The sequence below is a fragment of the Flagellimonas eckloniae genome, assembly GCF_001413955.1.
Classification (GTDB): Bacteria; Bacteroidota; Bacteroidia; order Flavobacteriales; family Flavobacteriaceae; genus Flagellimonas; species Flagellimonas eckloniae.
On record NZ_LCTZ01000002.1, the window covers coordinates 105,418 to 126,125 of the forward strand.

The following is a 20,708-nucleotide window of genomic DNA, read 5'->3' on the forward strand; positions in this document are numbered from 1 at the left end:
TTATAGCTAAAAAAAAGGTGGAGGAATTAATTAGGTAGAGGTTTTCTTAATTTCACAAACTAAGGTTTTCAACCATTTTATATTGTTGAATTCTGGGAACTCATCTTCAAATATTTGTAATTTTTGAATATCAAGTTGCATGGCTTCCGATAATTTTTCTTTGGCATTCAAAATCTTATCGTTCTTTAGATAGACCCCTGCCAATTTGTAAAGAAGCGCTGCATTTTCTGGGTAAAACTCAATACCTTGAATCAATACATGCGCAGCAGAGCTAAAATCACCCAATTTCCTGAGCGTATCCGCCCAATTTTCCCAAGTATCCAGTTCGTAATTACCCAAATCAACTGCTTGTTTATAGGCAAAATCTGCCTCATCAAAATTGTTTAGGGCAAAATAGATTTTAGCGCTTTTTTTCCAATATAAAGGATTTTCCCCATCAATATTAATGGCCTTGTTTACGTAGTAAAGTGCTTTGTCGTAATTCTCAAGCTTGTAATAAAAATCAGTAATGGCCAGCCAACCCTTGTCTAACAATGGGTCCTCATGCACAGTGTTGTAATAATAATATTTTGCCAAATCGTTATTCCCTAATTTTTCATGACATTTCCCCATCCGCAAATAGGCATGCGATGTTGGATCTTCAATGGATATTGTAGTTTCATAATTTTCTATGGCCTCATTGTACTTGCCCAGTTTTTCAAGTACTTTTCCTTTCTCAAAATATGCCCCAATGAAGGAATCATCGGAAATAATGGCAAAGTCAAATGCTGTTATAGCTTCTTTATACAGTTCTTTGGTGTTGTACAATTTGCCCAATTGGTGCCAAGCTACTTCGCAATAAGGATTGCGCTGTAGATAATCGTTCAAATAATGAATTGCACCATCAAAATCCTCTAAAAATTCAAAACAGTACACTACATTGTATAGCGATGAATAATCGGTTTCATCAAATTCAAGACACCTCATGAAACTACGTTTGGCCTTTTCAAAATCATCTATAAAAAGATATTCCATTCCTAAAAGTGAATGAATATCGAAGCTGTCATCAGTCAAATGCAATGCTTCCAAAAGAAGGTTTATTGCTTCCTGGTGGTTATCTTGTTTGGATTGAATGTTCGCACGCTGAATATAGATTTCCTCGTTGTTTGCATCAATGTTTTGAAGTTTGTCCAATATCTTTCCAGCCTCTTCGTATTTATCTTCAAAAACTAAAACCTCTACCCGCAACAATTTTAATTCCAGTGAGTTGGGATGTTGTTCCAAGCCAATTTGAATGGCCTTTTTGCCTAAAGATATTTTTCCGTTGTTTAAATAGTGGTGAATGATTTCTTCAAAGTCTTCCGCATCAAAAAAATAGACATCGTCTGTTTTGAGCATAGACTCAAATTTACTGATGGATTTTTCAGGATATTCGTTAGCATCTAACGCCATAGGAACGTTTTTGGTTTAACTATGGACTTAAAATTAGCCCTTTGTGACTCTCTTTATGCCCATTTTTTGGTATGTTATCAACAAATTAGTTAACAGAGGGAGGTTTATAGCTATCTAGAATTTTGATTATTTGGCTACATCCTTTGGCAATTTCTTTCTCCGAAATGGTCAATGGTGGAGAGATTCTTACTGCTTTCGGCTCAAAAAGCAACCAAAAAAGGATAAGCTTTTCCTTCGCCGCCGTTAGTACCAAATAGTTCGCAATTTCCTTGCTCTTCAATAGTAGGGCAAGCATTAAACCTTTACCTCTTATTTCTTTAATCAAAGGATGTACCAAAAGCTTGCGAAATAACTTTTCTTTAACCAAAGTTGATTCAATTATTTGATTTTCAATAAGTTCTTGTAAGGTTGCCAAGCTGGCAGCTGCAATAACTGGATTTCCGCCAAATGTGGTGATATGACCCAACTTTGGTTCATTTTGCAGGGTTTTCATCATGGCTTTTGATGCTACAAATGCACCCACCGGCAATCCAGAAGCCATACCTTTTCCAATGACAAGAATATCTGGAACACAATTAAAGTGTTCAAACGCAAATAGCTTACCGGTCCTTCCAAAACCAGGCTGAATTTCATCCAATATCAGCAATGCTCCAACAGCATCACAACGCTTTCTAACTTTTGCCAGATATCCATTAATGGGCTGAATAAATCCTGCCCCTCCTTGAATGGTTTCCAATATTACGGCAGCGGTTTGTTCCGTTATTTTTTCCAAATCCGTTTCATCATTAAAGTTGATAAAACTTACGTCTGGAATTAAAGGTCTAAACGCACTTTTTCGTTCTTCATACCCCATAATACTAAGACTGCCCATGGTGTTTCCATGATATGCATTGTGGGCTGATATAAGTTGGGAACGTCCTGTATATCTTCGGGCAAGTTTTATAGCACCTTCTATGGCTTCGGTTCCTGAATTTACCAAATACGTGGTTTCTAGATTCTGTGGCAGAAGTGAAGCCAATAACTTGGTGAATTCAATGGCAGGTTGTTGAATATATTCGCCATAAACCATTACATGCATGTACTTTTCTATCTGATCTTTCACAGCATTTATCACTCGCGGATGACAATGTCCTAAACTACATGCAGAGACTCCCGCCACAAAATCTAAATGTGCATTGCCCTTGTTGTCGTAGATATAACTGCCTTTGGCATGAGAAATTTCTAGGCCTAGAGGGTGTGGGGTAGTTTGGGCCTGATATGTAAAAAAATCATCTTTTAGCATCAGCGACTTTGTGCTTTCTTGACAGCAGTTTTCTTAGGTTTTATTGCTTTTGAAGTAGCGGTTTTATTAACCGGGTCATTTTCATTTTTTCTACGTTCTTCTTCCTGTGCATCAATATCTATTGGATTGTCAATTCCACGGATTCTCACCAATTCTATGTTATTGTCGTCTTCATCAAAAATATCCTCTTTAGTAAGAATGCGTTCATCGCCCCGCCAAATAAAACCTTTGAGCTTCCTGCTTTCTTTAGGAAGGTCTTTGTCCGGGAAAATATCTCCATCAGGATTTATAAAAAAAGTGATGTCCTCAATATCATTATTTGCCATTAGCAATCTGATTTTACTACAAATGGTTTTGTTGATTCCAATGAGTTCCTGGTCATCATTGTACATATAATAAATGACCTCAGTGTTTTTGACCAGGTCGATGATCTTAAGTTCATTCTCCTCGAATTTTCCAAACAAATCCTTGCCTTTGGCCTGATTGTAACCAGTTTTACTAATGGTATCCAATGAGATAATAAAGGCATTTTCCAATACTTTTAGAGAATCCATTTTCTCTGTTTTCATGTCGGAAATTAGATGAATGCTATCTCCGGTAATTTGATTGTCCACATTCCAAAGTATAGGATCGGTGATCATCTGTGTTAGCCCGCTACTTTGGTTAAAATGGATGGAATCACATTTTCCGCTTAAATCAGTTTTGTAAAACTTGGCATTTCTGAAAGCTCTGAGAATACGGGCCTCTGGCTTACCGGTAACCATAAGTGTGTCACCATGCATATATAAAGAATCTAGTTCCACCAAACTTATGGAAACTGCTCTTTTGGTGGCAAAAACGGAGTCCTTGGCCTTAAAAACCTCTGCATAGTGTGCTTTAATCACACCATTGTTTATGGTGTCCGTAATCCTTATGTTGTTAGTGGCGGAAGCAAATTCTGATGCTTTGTCAAAATAGAGACTATCGCCTATAATAATTTTATTATCGTAGTTGATTTTGGTGTTTTTTATGCCGTAGCCTTGTTCAATTCTCGTGTCATAAAAACCACGTTCGCAATATATTTTATAGTCTTCTCCAGTAATAGTTGAAGGCCCATACATATACGCGTTCTTTGAAACACGATAATAATCCAATTGTTCAGAATCAATAATATATTCGGGGTTATCTATATGAACCTTGTTTTTGAACTGTACTTTTTTTAATTCAGTGAAGTAGGTCCCTATTTTACTTGTAAGCACGTTTACGGAGTCCACTACTTTACCTCCAGAATTGTAGAATGATTCCTGTTTTTCCCTATTAAAGTACAGTGTATCGGTGGTCAAGGTCATCTGACCATCTGTAAGATCTACTGTTTTCCAAGCTTTTGCCAACTTTGAATCTCCATTATAGCTCATATAACCGCTATTCATTTCAATGGAGTCTCCTTGTTGAAGACGGACATTTCCAATTGCTTTTAGTCGATTTTCTTGCGAATAAAAAATGGCAATGTCGCACCATAAATCTGCTCCTTGGTGTTCAAATTGTACTTGGCGCTCATCATCCTTACTGAAAATGGAAGCTCCAGGAAATTGGGCTTCATCCTTTGTGAAGTTTGCCCCATAAACTATGTTTATCTGCTTACTTTGAGACTCTTGCTCTTTTTCTTGTGTGTAACCAATAAAAAAAGCGAATATCAAAATGAAAAACGAAATTCTTTTCAATCTCTAGAATTTTGTTCAAAAGTAGGATATTTAACTAAAGTATGCTTGTACATTTAGAAAGGTTTGGGAATTGTAAAGATTCCATTATTTGATGGATTTTCGTTCACTTGTAATCTTCCACTTCCCATCAATTTTAAAAAGCGTAATAAAGGTGGTGATTGATTCGTTTTGGAGATCGGCCCTTGCCACTACAAGTTTTTCATGATAAAAATCAATGGAGAACAATGGACTTTGATAAGTATTTGCCTCAAGTTGGTTGATAAACTTCTGCTTTGATATTGTTTTGATATTTTGTTGGGAATCAGTCTGTTTTAGATTCCAATTTTCATGTAATAAACCATGAAGCGTTTCCTTATCAACAATGCTAATAGCAGTGTAGTAATCACGTAGAACTCCTTCAATAATAGAACTTATTTTGGAATGGTTTATGGTTGTGATGGGTTTCTGGGGGTTTACCCATAATTTGTCCATTATAACCCACTCATTTTCTTCCTTGAACAGAAAAAAAACTGTTGAATTCTTGTTTGGCATTTTGTTGATTTTAACATATGCCAAATTGTTATTTGCCATTTCAATCTTGGAGAAGGTCCTATCGCTGGCATATTCTGGGTATAGACCATGAGTATCGACCCTGAGGATGAATTCCAGCTTGTTTTCAACATTTAAGGTAGCTTCATTGGGAGTATCGGTATCCCTCATAAACCATTCGGGATGAAAGACCTTGTCCAGTAAAGAGGTTTTTGCCCTTTCCACTCCTTCATAGTACATTCCCATGATACCGTAAATGGAAGAAATATCATTTATATTTTGCTTCAGGTTATCGGAATCAAAAATATATTGAGACTGTTTTTTTTTGCCCTCCCCATCTTTAATTTGTGCAATTCCATTGATAAATGGAATCATACATAAAAGGAACAAGTTTAATTTATTTAGGTTTTTAGTATTCATATTTGGAGTACTAAAATAACTAATCTGTCACTTGATATTTAAAAAGTGATTTAAGAATAGTATCCTTAAATATACAATTCGTAAAAGTAAATGGAAAGCCTTAGCGGTGTATGGTTTGCGTTCTATCTGGCCCTACGGAGACTATTTTTATGGGAACGTTTAATTCCTTTTCCAAAAATGCGATATATTCATTGAGTTCCTCCGGGAATTCAGACTCCGAGGTCAATTTGGTCAAGTCTTTGTCCCACCCTTTCATTTCCTTATAGATTGGAGTTACATTTTTGGCTTCAATATTATAGGGTAGATGACTTATTTCTTCACCATTATAATTATATGCGGTACAGACTTTTAAATATTTAAAACCACTTAAAACGTCTCCCTTCATCATCATTAACTCTGTTACACCATTTATTTGAACGGCATATTTTAGTGCAACCAAGTCTAACCAACCACAACGTCTTGGTCTTCCTGTAGTGGCACCAAATTCATTTCCTACGCGACCCATGGTTTCACCATCTTTGTCAAAAAGCTCTGTGGGGAAAGGTCCACTCCCAACTCTAGTAGTGTAAGCTTTAAAAATACCCAATACCCGACCAATTTTGTTGGGAGCCACACCGAGACCTGTACAAGCACCTGCCGCAGTGGTATTGGATGAAGTTACATAAGGGTAGGTGCCAAAGTCAATATCCAATAATGAGCCTTGGGCTCCTTCCGCCAATATTTTTTTGCCCTGATCTTGCGCTTTAAAAATATACTCCTCGCTATCAATAAACTTTAATTGCTTCAAAGTTGAAACAGCTTCAAAAAACTCCGTTTCAAGCTCAGCTAAATCGTATTCAATATCTACATTATAAAACCCGATCATGGCCTCATGCTTATCCGCAAGGGCTCTATATTTTTTCTTCCAGTCTTTAAATTCCAAATCACCTACACGCATACCATTTCTACCGGTCTTGTCCATATAAGTTGGACCAATTCCTTTTAAGGTTGAACCAATTTTGGCTTTTCCCTTAGCAGCTTCCGATGCCGCATCCAACAAACGATGGGTGGGTAGAATGAGATGAGCTTTTCTTGAAATGAAAAGTTTGGAGAGGATATCAATATTAAACTTTTCAAGATTGTCCAATTCTTTTTTGAAAATAACCGGGTCTATTACTACGCCATTGCCCACAATATTTACGGCATTTTCATGAAAAATTCCCGATGGAATGGTATGTAAGACATGTTTTATACCATCAAATTCCAAAGTATGCCCTGCGTTAGGACCACCTTGAAATCGAGCTATAATATCATAATCTTTTGTAAGTACATCAACAATTTTTCCCTTTCCTTCGTCTCCCCATTGGAGTCCAAGCAATAAATCTACCATGAAATGTTTTGGTTATTCGGTTACGTTTTCTTCTTTGTTTCGGGTTCCGTAGAAATAAAGTGAGTGGTTACTGATTTTGATGTCAAAAACCTCCTCGATGGTTTTTTTTATGGATTGAATACGGGGATCGCAGAACTCAACCACTTCTCCTGTATCCGTTAGAATAACATGATCGTGCTGGCGGTCAAAATAAGATTTTTCGTATTGCGCCTGATTTTTACCAAATTGATGCTTACGCACCAGTTTGCAGTCCAATAAAAGCTCGATGGTATTGTACAAGGTTGCACGACTAACCCTGTAATTTTTGGTCTTCATTTTAATGTAGAGAGATTCTACATCAAAATGGTCATCACTTTCATAAATTTCCTGTAAAATGGCGTAACGTTCAGGTGTTTTTCGATGTCCTTTTTCCTCTAAAAAGGCCGTAAAGACATTTTTTACAATTTCCTGATTTTTATTGTTCCCCATAGCTTTCTAACCTATGCTAAACAACAAAGGTACAGCTAAAAATTAAATTCTGGTCACTTTGTCTATCCCCTCTACCTGCTTCAAGTTGTTCATTAGTTTTTTTAGGATAGTATTATTTTTCACAACTAGGGATATTTTGCCCGTAAAAGTACCTCCATCGGCACTAAAATTAAGGTTACGCATGTTCACATGCATATTATCCGAGATAATATTGGTGATATCATTCACAAGCCCCAAATTATCAATGCCAGTGATAAGAATTTCCACCGTAAACTCCTCTTGGGTAGAATCTATCCACTTGGCAGACATAATTCTATAAGCATAATTTGATTGTAAGGAAATGGCATTTGGGCAATTTTTTTTGTGCACCTTAATACCATCATTCACACTTAAAAAGCCAAAAACATCATCTCCCGGAATGGGGTTACAGCATTGAGAAAGTTTGTATACCAGCTTTTCTTCTTCCCTGCCAAACACAAGCATATCATATTTGGTGGTAATTTCTTCCTTGTCTACATCTTTTGGGGCGGGGTTTCTTCGAATACGGTTTTTAAAGAAATTAAGGAAAGCATTGTGATATGAGGAAGCAAAATCCTTTAAGCGTTCATTGTCTATAATGCCAACCCCAACGCGGTAAAATAAATCGAGGCTGGTCTTTAGCTTAAAGAACAGGACCAATTTATTGACCGTATCCTCATTAAGTGTAATTTTTTGTGATTTTAACTTTCTCCGAAGAATTTCTTTTCCATCTGCTGCAATGATTTTTTTCTCTTCACCTAGGGAAGATTTAATTTTTGACCGTGCTCTTGCCGTCTGTGCATAATCCAGCCAACTCTGGTTTGGTTTGGCAGTTTCAGAGGTAATAATCTCTACTTGATCACCACTGTGTAGCTCGGACCCCAATGGAACCAACTTCCCATTTACTCTCGCTCCCCTGGTCTTCATACCTATTTCTGTATGGATATGAAACGCAAAATCCAACGGAGTAGCTCCCTTGGGCAAAGATTTTAAATCTCCTTTTGGAGTAAAAACAAAAATTTCCTTGGAATACAGGTTAAGTTTAAATTCCTCAACAAAATCAACTGCACTGCTATTGGAAGTTTCAAGTGCTTCCTGCAATCGATTTAGCCATTCTTCAATACCTTGCTCTTTTTGCTCTCCGTGTTTATATTTAAAATGGGCAGCATAGCCTTTTTCTGCAATCTCATGCATACGTTCGCTTCGTATCTGCACTTCTACCCATTTCCCTTTTGGACCCATTACGGTGATATGAAGTGCTTCGTAGCCCGTAGATTTTGGAGAGGTAATCCAATCGCGTAAACGTATAGGGTTTGGAGTAAAATGATCGGTTACAATGGAGTAGATTTTCCATGCCAAAAATTTCTCGTTCTTTTTATCCGATTTGTAAATGATTCGAATCGCGAACTTGTCATAAACTTCATCAAAAGCAACATTTTGGGCCTTCATTTTTCTGCGGATGGAAAAAATGGATTTCATCCTTCCTCTAACAGTATAATTAAGACCTTCTTTGTCCAACGAATTTCGTATAACATCGGAAAAATCCTCTATGTAAGCCAGTTGTTCTTCCTCAGTATCTTCAATTTTGGCTCTAATATCTTGATAGACCTCGGGTTCGGTGTATTTTAAACTTAGGTCCTCTAGGTGGGTTTTAATGTTGTACAGGCCAATTCTATGCGCTAAAGGGGCATAAATGTAGAGGGTTTCAGAGGCTATTTTTACCTGTTTATGCTCTGGCATTGAATCCATGGTGAGCATATTGTGGTAACGATCTGCAATTTTGATAATGATAACCCTCACATCATCATGCAGTGTCAACAGCATTTTTCTGAAATTCTCAGCTTGCTGGCTTATATCCTTATCTTTTTTAAGATGCGATATTTTGGTAAGACCATCAACAATACGCGCAACACTTTCACCAAACAAACGCTCAATGTCCCCAAGTGTATAAGGAGTATCTTCAACAACATCATGGAGGAGTGCAGAGGCAATGGAAACAGCATCCAACCCAATTTTAGAAGCAACAATCTTTGCTACTGCTATAGGGTGAAAGATATAGGCTTCGCCAGATTTTCGACGTTGATCTTTATGGGCATCTACTGCCACATCAAAAGCAGAGCGTATCAATTTCTTGTCCTCTTTGGTCAAGCTTTGATAGCTAATGCGAAGCAATTCTTTATACTGCTTGGCTATCTCTTTGTTTTCTTTTTCAATGGCAGCCTCCGTCATACTATATTAAAATTACCACAATCTTTAATGGTAACCAACAAAAATTATGCCTTTAAGTTTCTAATGCGCTCAACTAGAGGAGGGTGGGAATAATGCACAAAAACATACGCAGGGTGCGGAGTTAAATTACTTAGATTATTCTTGGATAATTTTTTTAGAGAGGTTACCAAAGGCTCAGCTGCAAAAGTGTTTCTTGCATAGTTGTCAGCTTGGAATTCGAATTTTCTGGATAGGTAATTCATTGCAAGTCCGGTTATTTCAGATATGGGACTATACAAAAGAACAAAACCAATAAGCCCGGCATGAAAGCTTGGTGTGGTTACTCCAATGGCCAAAGAAATTTCTGGATTATTGATAAAAATCGAAAGAATAAACAGCGTAAATCCAGTCAACCCAAGGGATACTAGAAGGTTAACAATGATATGTTTTCTTTTATAATGACCAACCTCATGCGCTAAAACCGCAACGATTTCATCCTCGTCAAGGTCGTTGACAAGGGTATCGAACAAAGTGATTCGTTTTTCTTTTCCAAAGCCTGAGAAATATGCATTTGCTTTTGTAGATCTTTTAGAACCATCAATCACAAAAATGTTGTTAAGTTCAAAACCTACTTTCTTTGCATAGTTTTCAATGGCGTTTTTTAAACTTCCATCATCCAATGGCGTTTGTTTGTTGAATAACGGCACAATCAATCTGCTGTAGAACAAATTCATGAATAAAATCACAACTCCAATCAAAATCCACGCGTAAATCCAGAAATTTGGGCCTGCCCACTCGTAAAACAAAATGAAGAGTGCCAATATACCTCCACCTAAAACAGCTGCGAGTAATCCTCCTTTTATTTTATCTAGAAAAAACAATTTTTTGGATGTTTTGTTGAACCCATATTTTTCTTCGATCACAAAAGTTTGGTAATAGGCAAATGGAGTTCCCAAAACATTGCTTCCAAATAGAATAATACCAAAGAATACCAAGGCCATAGGAATTGTATCTTCTGTAATTGAACGGGTTATGGTGTCCACCCATTCAAATCCACCTAAAAACAGAAAAAAAAGTGTCAATACCAGTGAAAAACCATCCGAAAATAGCCCAAATTGATAGTTGGCTTTTTTGTACTCCTGGGATTTATGATATTCTTCCTCATCAAAGACATCGCTCAATTCATTGGGAACAGTAGATTTAAATCGCTTGGCATTTAAATATTCCAATAATTGATGTACCAAATACTGGACTATTAAGATGATTATAATAATGTAGAAGAGAGTAGTTTTTTCCATAGGCTATAATCCGCGTTGCCGCCTCGCTTCAAATATAAGTATTGCAGCTGATACCGAAACATTCATTGAATCTATTTCACCCTGCATGGGAATAATTATGTTTTGTTCGGAGTTTTTAAGCCAATTTGGGGATAAGCCTGTGGATTCTGTTCCCACAACAATGGCTGTAGAACCTGTAAAATCGCTATACGTATAGTTTTTGGAGGCAGTAAGTGCCGCACAAAAAATATTCACCTCTTTTTCTTTTAGAAAAGCTATAATTTCTTCTGAGGTTCCCAGTCCAATCTGTGTTGTGAAAACGCAGCCGATACTGGAGCGGATAATATTTGGGTTATATAGGTCAGATTTAGGATTGGCAATTAAAACAGCATCAACTGCCGCAGCATCTGCTGTACGTAGAAGAGCCCCAACATTACCTGGTTTTTCTGGTGCTTCTGCAACCAAAATTAGAGGAGATTGATTTTTAAATTGAATTTTTTCAATAGCATGCTCCTTACTCTTCATTACAGCCAAAACTCCTTCTGTAGTTTCCCGATACGCTATTTTTTCATATACCTGCTTGGATGTTTGAACTACTTGATGCTTTAAATCAGGTAACAATGATTTGTGCGTGGGGTCTACCAAGATTTCTGAACAGAAAATAAGAGTTTCCATCTCATATCCCCCTTTTTGTGCAAGTTCAATTTCACGTCTTCCTTCCACTACAAAAAGCCCTGTTTTCTTTCGCTCTCTGGACTTTTCTTTTAAAAGCAGTATCTTTTTTATCTGGGGATTTTGGACACTACTAATGAGTTTGGCTTCCTTCACAATTCAAAAATACATATTCTTGTAATCTTATAAATGTAATTCCGACAAAGTCGCAAACTAATAATTATGAGGAAAACGGTTGTCTTATTTTTTGCTCTTGTGATTGGCGCATGCAAATCTGATACAAAAAAAGTAGAAATTCAAGAACGTGTTGATGACGAAATTATTCAATCGGTTGAGAGGTTCCCTAAAGCTTTAAACAAAGTTTTTGATGCTCATGGGGGATTGGAAGCATGGAAATCAAAGAGGACTTTGATCTATGAAATGCCAAAGGGCGATAACTCTGAGACACATACAATAGATCTGTGGTCTAGGCAAGATAGGGTAGATTTTAAAGAATTTTCTTTAGGTTTTGATGGGAATGGAGTTTGGTTATTGGATGAAGATAAAAAATATAAGGGCGATGCGGGTTTTTACCACAACCTGATGTTCTATTTTTATGCGATGCCCTTTGTTTTGGCTGATGAAGGTATAATCTATTCCCATACGCAAGATGTGGTTTATGATGGGAAAAACTATCCAGGTATTCGAATTTCATATAAATCAGGTGTGGGAACCTCTTCCAAGGATGAATATTTTATTCATTACGATTCAAAAACACATCAAATGGCATGGTTGGGATATACGGTGACGTATAGAACAGGTGAGAAATCAGATACCATTAAATGGATTCGCTATAATGATTGGCAAACTGTTGAAGGCTTGGTGCTTCCAAAATCGATTATATGGCATAATTTTGAAGGAGCCAAGATTTTGGATGCCAGAAATACCGTTCAATTTGTAAACTGTGTGCTAAGCACAACACCTAAACCTGATGCTTTTTATGCAAAACCAGAAAATGGAACTTTTGTTACAGTAAAAAAGAACTAAAGAGCAACTTTTAAATAAAAAAAAGGGCGCTCCTATTGGAGCGCCCTTTTTTATTTTCCTTCATATTTATTCATGTAACGTTTCCAAAGTTTGGTTTGATGTGTTTCCAAAGAAATACCCCTACCATCGATGAAAGCCCTTGAAAGTTTATTGGTTCGCATATCCAATGCATCACCATCTGAAATAAAAAGTGTTGCACTTTTACCAACTTCAAGTGTTCCATAATCCCCTTCAATACCTAAAATTTTAGCCGTATTTCCGGTTAATAATTGCAGTGCTTTTTCTTTTTCCAATCCTTGTGCTACAACTTGACCTGCATAAAAAGGAAGGTTTCTGGTTTGAAAATTGGAAGCAGAAGCATTTTGCAATCCCACTAAAAGACCTGCATCCATTAACAATTTTGGCAATTTAAAGGTGAAATCATAGTCATCATCATCATAGGAAGGAAGTGAGTGCGTGAAATTTACCAGAACCGGAATGTCATTTTTCTTTAAAAAATCAACAACCTTATGGGCGTGATACCCACCAACAATAACAATTTTTTGAATTCCCGATACTTTTGCAGTGTTTACAGCATCCATTATCTCCCTTTCACCTTGGGCATAGACATATAAACTTTTTTCATCACTAAAAATTCCTTGCATGGCTTCAAACTCCAAATTCCTTTCAGTGTTACTTGCCTTTCCGTATGCAGCCGAATTTTTTAGGAAGCTTTTTACTTTAGTGACTTGTTTTTGATATTCCTTGTTGGGCTGAAAACCTCTCGGCTCTCCCATCCACCATCTACCTCTCCTAAAGGTAGTTGGCCAATTAAGGTGTATGCCATCGTCAACTTTTACGGCTGCATCTTCCCAGTTCCATGCATCAAATTGGACAATGGATGAAGTGCCTGATATTCTTCCGCCCTTTGGGGTAATTTGACCTAGCAAGATCCCGTTGGGTCGCATGCTCTCTACCACTTTGGATTCGGCATTGTAGGCGATAAGGCTTCGTATATGCGGTATCATATCCCCAATTTCATCTTGGTCATTACTGGCCCTTACTGCATTTACCTCAATCAGTCCCAGTGACTTACCAGGGGCTATGAATCCTGGGTATACATGCTTGCCAGCGGCATCAATGATTTGACCTTTAGTTTGGGTGTCTGTTCCACCAATAGCAGATATTTTACCATTTTCAAAAACCAACGTACAGTTTTCAACAACAGTTCCATTGCCAATATGTGCCGTAGCTCCGGTTATGGTAATTGCTTCTGTTTGGTCTGGAGCAGGAGTTTGTTGTGCGGAAAGCCCAAAAATAATTGTCAATCCAAATACCAGCGATAAATATATATTTTTCATTGTCATAATTTTTTAAAGGCTATCGCAGTGAAACTTAGGTTTTTTGTTTTGCTTCGGCCCTTGCATTTTGCCGCCGTTTTCTTTTTCGTTCAACATCATATTAATGAGTTGGTTGCGCTCTTCTTTTACAGCTTTTCGAAGCATTTTGTCTTTTTCCAAATCGAAATAGATTGCACCTTCAATCAAAGTCTTTTCTGCCTTGGCATAAACTGAGAGCGGATGTTCATTCCATAATACCAAATCTGCATCCTTACCAATCTCGATACTTCCAACTCTATCATCAATATGCAATAATTTAGCAGGATTTAAAGTAACGGTTTTCCATGCTTCAATTTCTGACATACCACCATATTTGACCGTTTTAGCAGCTTCTTGATTCAACCTTCTAGACATTTCGGCATCATCACTGTTAATGGCAACGGTAACACCTTGGCTGGCCATTATTGCAGCATTGTACGGGATGGCATCGTTCACTTCGTACTTGTATGCCCACCAATCACTAAAGGTTGAACCTCCGACTCCGTGTTCTGCCATTTTATCGGCCACTTTATAACCTTCCAGAATATGGGTAAAAGTGCTTACGCGAAAATTAAATTTCTCGGCAACCTTCATCAACATATTTATTTCACTTTGCACATAGGAATGACAGCTTATAAAACGTTCACCGTTAAGAATCTCGGCTAAAACCTCCATTTCTTCATCATATCGGACGGGTTGTCCATTTTTCTTCTTGGTATCGTACTCTTTGGCACGTTGGAAATAGTCAGTAAAGACTTGTTCTACCCCCATTCGTGTCTGCGGAAAACGGGAAAAGCTTTGCCAGTTGGATTGTTTTACGTTTTCACCCAAGGCAAACTTGATGAATTTGGGCATATTTTGAAAGATGAGTCCATCTGCACTTTCCCCCCATTTTAAGCGAAGAATGGCAGAGCGGCCTCCAATTGGATTTGCGGAACCGTGCAGCAACTGGATTGTTGTTACCCCACCAGCTAGATTTCTGTAAATGTCAATATCCTTGGCATCAACAACATCAGTCATTTTTACTTCGGCAGAAGAATTATGTCCCGCTTCGTTGATAGAGAGCCCTGCAATATGCGAATGTTCGTCAATAATTCCAGCTGTTAAATGTTTCCCTGTGGCATCAACAACTTTGGCATTTCCTTGATTGAAGCCTTTGCCAATCTTTGTGATTTTACCATTTTTAACCAGCACATCGGTAGTTTCCATTACAGCTGCACCGGTCCAAACCGTAGCATTTTTAAAAAGAATGGTTTCTGGCTTAGGTTTGACTTTACTTCCAAAGCCAACATTGGGATACGTCACCGAAACTAAATCTACCCCTCCTTTTTCATTCTTCTTCTTTTCTTTTTCTTCGAAAGGTTTTGTTTTTTTGATCCTAACGGATGATACTGAACCGTTTGAAGCGGTCAATGTTCCCTCAATATCTTCTGAATCAGGAACAATCAAAGCCACAAACCGGCTGGACTCTTTTTTGTCCGTTGAAAAGGAGATGTTAAGCCAATCGTCCGTATAATCAATCTTAGCATCAAGCTTTAAGGTGTCTTTTTTGACCGTTATTTTAGGTTTGGCAGCATCTCCGGTAATTGATAATTCATAGGTGTTACCCGAGGTAGTAAGGTTGTAGTCGCCCCTAATGTCTATCTTATCTTTGGAATTAACTACACTTTTTGAGCCCTGTACCCAATTCTCGTAAAGTGTCGTCCCTTTTTCAAAAATATCCCCAGAAGTGATTAGAAAATTGGCCTGTCTTCCAGGTTGAAGGGAACCTATACTATTTGATTTCCCAAGAATTGAGGAAGGTACCGTTGTCAACGCTTCAAGCGCTTTGGTTTTTGATAATCCATGGTCAATAGCTTTCATGAGTTGTGCCTTAAAGTCTCCTGGAGATTTTAAATCGTGCAAAGTGAGTGAAAACTGTATGGAATTCTCCTCCAATACTTTAGGATTTGAAGGCGCCAAGTTCCAATGACGCATATCCTTTAAAGCTACATATTGGGCTTCATACGGGTTGGAAACGTCGTATGCCTTTGGAAAGTTAAGCGGAACAATCAATTTTGCATTGGTCGCTTTAATATCTGTAATATTTTCATATTCATCGCCCCCAGCTAGAATGGCATATTGAATTCCAAATTGGTCGCCAATTTTATCGGCCCTCATTACATTTCCATTATTTCCAGCAGCAAAAATTTGAATCAATCCCTTGTTCTCAAGTAAAGCATCTAGCGCGCGGTCCTTTGTGTCAATGCTATTTTTACTGTACCAATCCATATCATGGTACAATTGCCGCATTAAGGCCGTTGCTCCCATCAAAGAAGTGGGATAGGATTGCGCTTTGGCTATGCTCTTTTTGAATGAAAAGTATTGGGCAGACTTGTCTTCCAATATTCGTTTGGATTCGGTAGCTGCATCATTCAGGGCGACCAAAACTCCAGTTCCCCTTGCAATACCATCGTGGATGTGTGAATTTACCACTCCAAACCCTGCTTTTCGAAGTTCAGCTGCTTTCTTGTTATCATAGTTAAAACTAGAAATAGCATTGTTCTCTGGCATAATGTGATCATTCCAATAAAATCCTTCACGGGATGATTCGTATTGGGCAGACCTTCCGCTTGTCTTTGCTTTTTCCGGAAGTTTTACCCCAAAATTTGAAAAGACGTCGATAAATGAAGGGTAAATAGATTTTCCTTTTAAGTCTTCGATTACCGTATTCTTAGGAATGGTCACCGTTTTTCCTACTTGGACTACTTTTCCATTTTGAATGAGAAGTGTTCCATTATCTACAACCTGTGTAGGCGTAATAAATATTTTGGCATTGATAAATGCCATGTAGTTGTTGTTCTTTGTTTTAACCCCATCATTTTTAGGAAAATAATCTTGGCCAAACAGAGTAACACTGACAAAGAATGCGGTCAGCGTAAAGAGTCGCATTTTCATAGAGTTTACATATTGAATTAGTCACTCTAAAGGTAAATGAAGTTGCAGTATTTGGCAAGCTTTATGCTAGAATCCGTTTTTGGTATGATAACTAATTAAAAGGCCTACCACGGAATTATAACTTTTGATCCCTTCTTCCTGATTGTTTGCTTTTAGAAAGGTATTGAAGATGGATTTAAAAACAGGCTCCAAAGGATTCTCGTATTGCTCCCAAAACTTCGAAACTTCTTCAAAATTTTTCCTGACACCGGGGTTCAGGTCTTGTAGGTTTTCTTTGAATTGTAAACTATCTTTTCTGGACAGATCTGATAAACAATAGGCTAGTGAGTGGGAGTAAGCGGCATACTTAAAATGGTCATCATCGCTTTTTGCCGTAACCAAAAATCCTATAAAATTTGTGGCATCTTCTGCCGAGTAACCCAGTTGATGGCCTACTTCATGTCCACTAACCGTAGGTAATCGAAAAAGTGGCATTAATCCGTTTACCTGAGCTTCATTGGAAAATGGGTTTAAGTAACCACCATACCCCATATAGGTTAACGGGAGACTAAAAAGAGAGGATTTTAGGCTTGGTTTTTTGTATTCAAAATCTGGATAGGTTTCTTTTAATAAAGTATAGCCCAGTTTGGTTTTTTGGAAGATTTCCTTTTTGGAATATGGAACTTTTACCGAAGTAATACTATCACCTGTTATTTTGGTTTGATAATAATTGGATTTTTCAATCAAATATTTTGTGAAAACCTGCAGTTCGTTAAGTGTGTATTCTTTTTCAATGCCCAGTTTTTCAGTAATGGGTCGCCTGTAATAATTCATTCCCCAAAGGAGGTGAAACAAAAAATAGGTAATGGATAAGACAACGGCAATATTTTTGAGGAATACCATTGGTTTCTGTCTAATGGTTTTCCAACGTTTATATAAATACCTTCCTGCCAAAATACATAGTGACAAATAGAAAAGATCTCCTATTGAAAATGGAATCCAGCCAAAAAGTGTCCGCAAAAATTGTGAGATACCGGGATATATCCCATTGCTATAGTATTTTTCAACCAGCTCAGGGTAGCCTCCAATCCATTTTACAAGAATTATTTGTATTGGTAAGGCCAATACAATAACTGTCTTAGTTCTTTGTCTCATCAAAAAGCTAAAGTATTTTAAATATTTCTAATCTAATTCATAATTTTTGGATTGTCACCATGGATTTTTGGGATTAACACGGCTTTGGCTAAAACAAAAAAGCCACACTTACAAGTGTGGCTTTTTATTGTTCTTTTAAATACCTATTCCTGAATTCCTGTGACTTCCAAATCAAAAATTAAATCGGAATTGTTAGGAATTGGTCCCCTACCTTGAGAACCCAGTCCTAAATGAGAAGGTAGAAAAAGTCTAAGTTTATCTCCTACTTTCATTGTTAATAGCCCTTCCCTAAAACCTGGGAACAATCTCGCTTCTGGACTATACTCCATAGGTACGGGCATATATCCGCCTTGATCTCTTCTTCCAGGATTTAATTGGTTGTGCTTTGCGGCAACTTCTTCAATATTGCTATCGAATAATTCTCCATTTGGTAACCAACCGGCATAGTTCACCAATACTTTTTGTCCAATTTTCGGTTGTGGCCCTTCTCCTTTTACCAAAGAATATATTCTTAGTCCGGAATCTGTTTCTTCGGCTTCTTCTTTTTGTGTATTGAATTCTGCTGTGAGATCGTCCTTCATTTTTTTGAAAGCCGCTTGAACAGCTTCCTCCTCTGCAAAATAATCTGTCATAATCTGGACGGCATCAAACTTTTTGGCCTCTTTGCCATTTCTGACAATTTCCACCTTGTTCATGATCACATCTACTTTAGGCTTGTTTGCTGGTGCAACCACCTCAACGCCAGCAATGCTGTCAACCACTTCCATCCCATTTACTACTTCACCAAAAACAGAGTGTTTTCCATTAAGCCAAGGAGTTTCTTTGTGTGTAATGAAAAATTGACTGCCATTGGTCTTAGGACCAGAATTTGCCATGGATAAAATGCCTTTTTTTGAATGTGACAGTGAATCATGGAACTCATCTTTGAACTTATATCCCGGGTTACCTCTTCCCGTTCCGGTGGGATCACCACCTTGAATCATAAAATCCTTCATTACTCTGTGAAAAATAATACCATCATAGTACTTTTTCCCTTTAAGGCTGTCTGCTACAAATGGGCTATTGCCTTCTGCTAAGGATACAAAATTGGCAACGGTCACTGGAGTTTTATTATGTTCCAACTTAACAATAATATCGCCTTGACTTGTCTGTATGTCAGCAAAAATACCATCTCCCAAGTCTGTATACTTGCTAGATTTGCATCCAAAGAAAAGCATTGAGAATAGTGTGATTAAAACAAGTGATTGTTTCATTGTATTGGTGTTTTTAGATTTAAACTGTCTTGATTTATAATTATTGTGTGTAATTCTATGGTTGACTTTAAAGGTGTTCTAGGGCCAATACTATTTCCGTCACCATGATAGCCATACGCTTGTAAAGATGGAAATAGGAAAGTTGCCCTTTCACTGATTTTAAGAAGTTTTACTGCATTTTGAAGGCCTGAAAACAATTGCTCTTTATCCACCACGTATGATGTTGGACCAATATCCTTCATTGAATAAATAGTATCATTGTCCAAAGTAAGTGCGTTATAGGAAAAAAGTATTTGGTCGTTTGTTTTTGGCTGATAGGTAGCGGTATCATTTTTTGTTTCAAAATAGTACCAAAACCCTGAAGGACTGGCCAAATAAGTATGAAGCGTATCCTTTTTTATTAATTCTTGGATCAGTGCTTCTTCTTTCACCAATAAGGCCTTATTCCGTTCCACAGATTCCTTGAAAAAACTGCCCGACTTTACCTTTACAGGTTTTCGTGGTTCTGGTCCACCACAATTTATCAGCAGGAATGCAACAAAAAGTAAGAAAACGGTTCTCATGGGTTTAATTGACTTTTATATTCCTTCAAAATAGTATTGAATTGTGTAATTGTATCTTCCATACTTACTTCACTTCGTCCTCCAGCCGCATTGTCATGTCCGCCTCCATGAAAATGGTTCCTTGCAAACTCATTTACCGAAAAATCACCAATGGACCGAAATGAAATCTTTATAATTCCTTCCTCTTTATTTTCTATAAAGATTACGGCAAAAATAATTCCTTCCAAAGTCAATCCATAATTTACAAAACCTTCGGTATCCCCTTTTTTGAAATCATTGGCATCCAATTCTTCCTGTGTCAAAGTGATGTAAGCTGTATTGTATTCTTCCAAAATCACCATATTACTCAGAGCAACTCCCATTAGATGCAAACGGGATGGTGAATTGGTGTCGAAAACATTCTCATGAATTTTCATGTTATCCGCTCCACGATCTATTAAGTCGGCTACCACTCTGTGGGTTCTGCTTGAGGTTGACCGATACTTGAATGACCCCGTATCTGTCATTATCCCGGTATACAGATTGGTGGCGATGTTTTGGGTTATACTATCCACCCCACCCAAATATTCTATGAAGTTGTACACCATTTCGCAAGTAGAGCTCATGCTTACATCAGAATAGGTAACTCTTGCATAATCACTCGGTTTTTGATGATGGTCTATCATAATAAAATCACACTGCTTTTCTTTTAGTATTGCCTCCAACTGTCCTGTTCGGGACAAGTCATTAAAGTCAAGTGTGAATATAACCGTGGCCTCTTCAAGTAACGCTTTGGCCTGTGAATTTTCTTTTTCAAAGTTTAGGATGGATTCATTTTCTGGCATCCATTTGAGGAACTTTGGGTAATCATTAGGAGCTACCACATTGGCTTTCTGCCCTTTTTCTTTAAGAAAGCTACATAACCCTAAACATGAGCCAACAGCATCGCCATCAGGGTTTTTGTGCGGTATGATTACGATTTTTTGGGGTTGGGAAAGAATCGACTTAACTGTCGTGATATCCTCTAAATTCATGCGTGCAAAGATACAATAATATAATATAGAGGTAACTCATGATTCCCTATT

The 20,708-nt window shown here is 37.6% G+C and carries 16 protein-coding genes; 1 reads left to right on the forward strand and 15 read right to left on the reverse strand.

Going from position 1 to position 20,708, the window contains the following annotated elements; translation table 11 throughout:
- Positions 1–30: 30 nt before the first annotated feature.
- The 9 genes from AAY42_RS00575 to AAY42_RS00615 form a co-directional block, all read right to left on the reverse strand.
- On the reverse strand, positions 31–1,431 hold the full coding sequence (locus AAY42_RS00575) for a tetratricopeptide repeat protein (RefSeq protein ID WP_055392071.1): 1,401 nt from the start codon (positions 1,429–1,431) through the stop codon (positions 31–33).
- 85 nt (positions 1,432–1,516) lie between these two features.
- Positions 1,517–2,713 carry an aspartate aminotransferase family protein gene (locus tag AAY42_RS00580; RefSeq protein ID WP_055392072.1) on the reverse strand — a complete coding sequence of 399 codons (1,197 nt, stop codon included), beginning with the start codon at positions 2,711–2,713 and terminating at the stop codon, positions 1,517–1,519.
- Entirely contained in the window at positions 2,713–4,413 is a 1,701-nt protein-coding gene (locus AAY42_RS00585; RefSeq protein WP_055392073.1) for an OstA-like protein, read from the reverse strand. The genes AAY42_RS00580 and AAY42_RS00585 overlap by 1 nt, the downstream gene beginning before the upstream one ends.
- An 84-nt stretch (positions 4,414–4,497) precedes the next feature.
- Positions 4,498–5,361: a nuclear transport factor 2 family protein gene (locus AAY42_RS00590; protein WP_082433280.1), complete on the reverse strand. Its 864-nt coding sequence runs from the start codon at positions 5,359–5,361 to the stop codon at positions 4,498–4,500.
- Positions 5,362–5,461: 100 nt separating this feature from the next.
- Positions 5,462–6,730, reverse strand: a complete 1,269-nt coding sequence (locus AAY42_RS00595; protein ID WP_055392075.1) for an adenylosuccinate synthase — start codon at positions 6,728–6,730, stop codon at positions 5,462–5,464.
- Between the two features lie 12 nt (positions 6,731–6,742).
- Positions 6,743–7,198 (reverse strand): Fur family transcriptional regulator, encoded by a 456-nt coding sequence (locus AAY42_RS00600; RefSeq protein ID WP_055392076.1) that lies wholly within the window; start codon positions 7,196–7,198, stop codon positions 6,743–6,745.
- 42 nt (positions 7,199–7,240) lie between these two features.
- Complete coding sequence (locus AAY42_RS00605) at positions 7,241–9,445, reverse strand: RelA/SpoT family protein (RefSeq protein ID WP_055392077.1); 2,205 nt, start codon at positions 9,443–9,445, stop codon at positions 7,241–7,243.
- Between the two features lie 44 nt (positions 9,446–9,489).
- On the reverse strand, positions 9,490–10,722 hold the full coding sequence (locus tag AAY42_RS00610) for a M48 family metallopeptidase (RefSeq protein WP_055392078.1): 1,233 nt from the start codon (positions 10,720–10,722) through the stop codon (positions 9,490–9,492).
- Positions 10,723–10,725: 3 nt separating this feature from the next.
- Positions 10,726–11,529, reverse strand: coding sequence for a TrmH family RNA methyltransferase (locus AAY42_RS00615; protein WP_055392079.1), 804 nt, complete (start codon positions 11,527–11,529; stop codon positions 10,726–10,728).
- A gap of 66 nt (positions 11,530–11,595) precedes the next feature.
- Here AAY42_RS00615 and AAY42_RS00620 point away from each other — a divergent pair, with 66 nt between their 5' ends.
- Positions 11,596–12,399: a DUF6503 family protein gene (locus AAY42_RS00620; protein WP_055392080.1), complete on the forward strand. Its 804-nt coding sequence runs from the start codon at positions 11,596–11,598 to the stop codon at positions 12,397–12,399.
- Between the two features lie 50 nt (positions 12,400–12,449).
- Here the strand turns inward: AAY42_RS00620 and AAY42_RS00625 are convergent, their stop codons facing one another.
- The 6 genes from AAY42_RS00625 to AAY42_RS00650 all read right to left on the reverse strand — a co-directional run bounded on the left by AAY42_RS00625 (position 12,450) and on the right by AAY42_RS00650 (position 20,657).
- The gene (locus tag AAY42_RS00625; protein WP_055392081.1) at positions 12,450–13,739 is read right to left on the reverse strand and encodes an amidohydrolase family protein; all 1,290 of its coding nucleotides are present in this window, start codon (positions 13,737–13,739) and stop codon (positions 12,450–12,452) included.
- A 12-nt stretch (positions 13,740–13,751) separates the two neighbouring features.
- Positions 13,752–16,694: an amidohydrolase family protein gene (locus AAY42_RS00630; protein WP_055392082.1), complete on the reverse strand. Its 2,943-nt coding sequence runs from the start codon at positions 16,692–16,694 to the stop codon at positions 13,752–13,754.
- Positions 16,695–16,760: 66 nt separating this feature from the next.
- Positions 16,761–17,828 (reverse strand): DUF3810 domain-containing protein, encoded by a 1,068-nt coding sequence (locus AAY42_RS00635; protein WP_055392083.1) that lies wholly within the window; start codon positions 17,826–17,828, stop codon positions 16,761–16,763.
- A 143-nt stretch (positions 17,829–17,971) separates the two neighbouring features.
- The gene (locus AAY42_RS00640) at positions 17,972–19,081 is read right to left on the reverse strand and encodes a peptidylprolyl isomerase (RefSeq protein ID WP_055392084.1); all 1,110 of its coding nucleotides are present in this window, start codon (positions 19,079–19,081) and stop codon (positions 17,972–17,974) included.
- The gene (gene gldI / locus AAY42_RS00645; RefSeq protein WP_055392085.1) at positions 19,078–19,644 is read right to left on the reverse strand and encodes a gliding motility-associated peptidyl-prolyl isomerase GldI; all 567 of its coding nucleotides are present in this window, start codon (positions 19,642–19,644) and stop codon (positions 19,078–19,080) included. The genes AAY42_RS00640 and gldI overlap by 4 nt, the downstream gene beginning before the upstream one ends.
- The gene (locus AAY42_RS00650; protein WP_055392086.1) at positions 19,641–20,657 is read right to left on the reverse strand and encodes a DHH family phosphoesterase; all 1,017 of its coding nucleotides are present in this window, start codon (positions 20,655–20,657) and stop codon (positions 19,641–19,643) included. The genes gldI and AAY42_RS00650 overlap by 4 nt, the downstream gene beginning before the upstream one ends.
- Positions 20,658–20,708: the final 51 nt, after the last annotated feature.

What these genes read in the sequence shown, in the direction of transcription:
- AAY42_RS00575 (WP_055392071.1), bottom strand. Translation starts at nt 1,431, where the DNA reads ATGGCGTTAGATGCTAACGAATATCCTGAAAAATCCATCAGTAAATTT.
- AAY42_RS00580 (WP_055392072.1), bottom strand. Translation starts at nt 2,713, where the DNA reads ATGCTAAAAGATGATTTTTTTACATATCAGGCCCAAACTACCCCACAC.
- AAY42_RS00590 (WP_082433280.1), bottom strand. Translation starts at nt 5,361, where the DNA reads ATGAATACTAAAAACCTAAATAAATTAAACTTGTTCCTTTTATGTATG.
- AAY42_RS00595 (WP_055392075.1), bottom strand. Translation starts at nt 6,730, where the DNA reads ATGGTAGATTTATTGCTTGGACTCCAATGGGGAGACGAAGGAAAGGGA.
- AAY42_RS00600 (WP_055392076.1), bottom strand. Translation starts at nt 7,198, where the DNA reads ATGGGGAACAATAAAAATCAGGAAATTGTAAAAAATGTCTTTACGGCC.
- AAY42_RS00605 (WP_055392077.1), bottom strand. Translation starts at nt 9,445, where the DNA reads ATGACGGAGGCTGCCATTGAAAAAGAAAACAAAGAGATAGCCAAGCAG.
- AAY42_RS00610 (WP_055392078.1), bottom strand. Translation starts at nt 10,722, where the DNA reads ATGGAAAAAACTACTCTCTTCTACATTATTATAATCATCTTAATAGTC.
- AAY42_RS00620 (WP_055392080.1), top strand. Translation starts at nt 11,596, where the DNA reads ATGAGGAAAACGGTTGTCTTATTTTTTGCTCTTGTGATTGGCGCATGC.
- AAY42_RS00625 (WP_055392081.1), bottom strand. Translation starts at nt 13,739, where the DNA reads ATGAAAAATATATATTTATCGCTGGTATTTGGATTGACAATTATTTTT.
- AAY42_RS00630 (WP_055392082.1), bottom strand. Translation starts at nt 16,694, where the DNA reads ATGAAAATGCGACTCTTTACGCTGACCGCATTCTTTGTCAGTGTTACT.
- AAY42_RS00635 (WP_055392083.1), bottom strand. Translation starts at nt 17,828, where the DNA reads ATGAGACAAAGAACTAAGACAGTTATTGTATTGGCCTTACCAATACAA.
- AAY42_RS00640 (WP_055392084.1), bottom strand. Translation starts at nt 19,081, where the DNA reads ATGAAACAATCACTTGTTTTAATCACACTATTCTCAATGCTTTTCTTT.
- gldI (WP_055392085.1), bottom strand. Translation starts at nt 19,644, where the DNA reads ATGAGAACCGTTTTCTTACTTTTTGTTGCATTCCTGCTGATAAATTGT.
- AAY42_RS00650 (WP_055392086.1), bottom strand. Translation starts at nt 20,657, where the DNA reads ATGAATTTAGAGGATATCACGACAGTTAAGTCGATTCTTTCCCAACCC.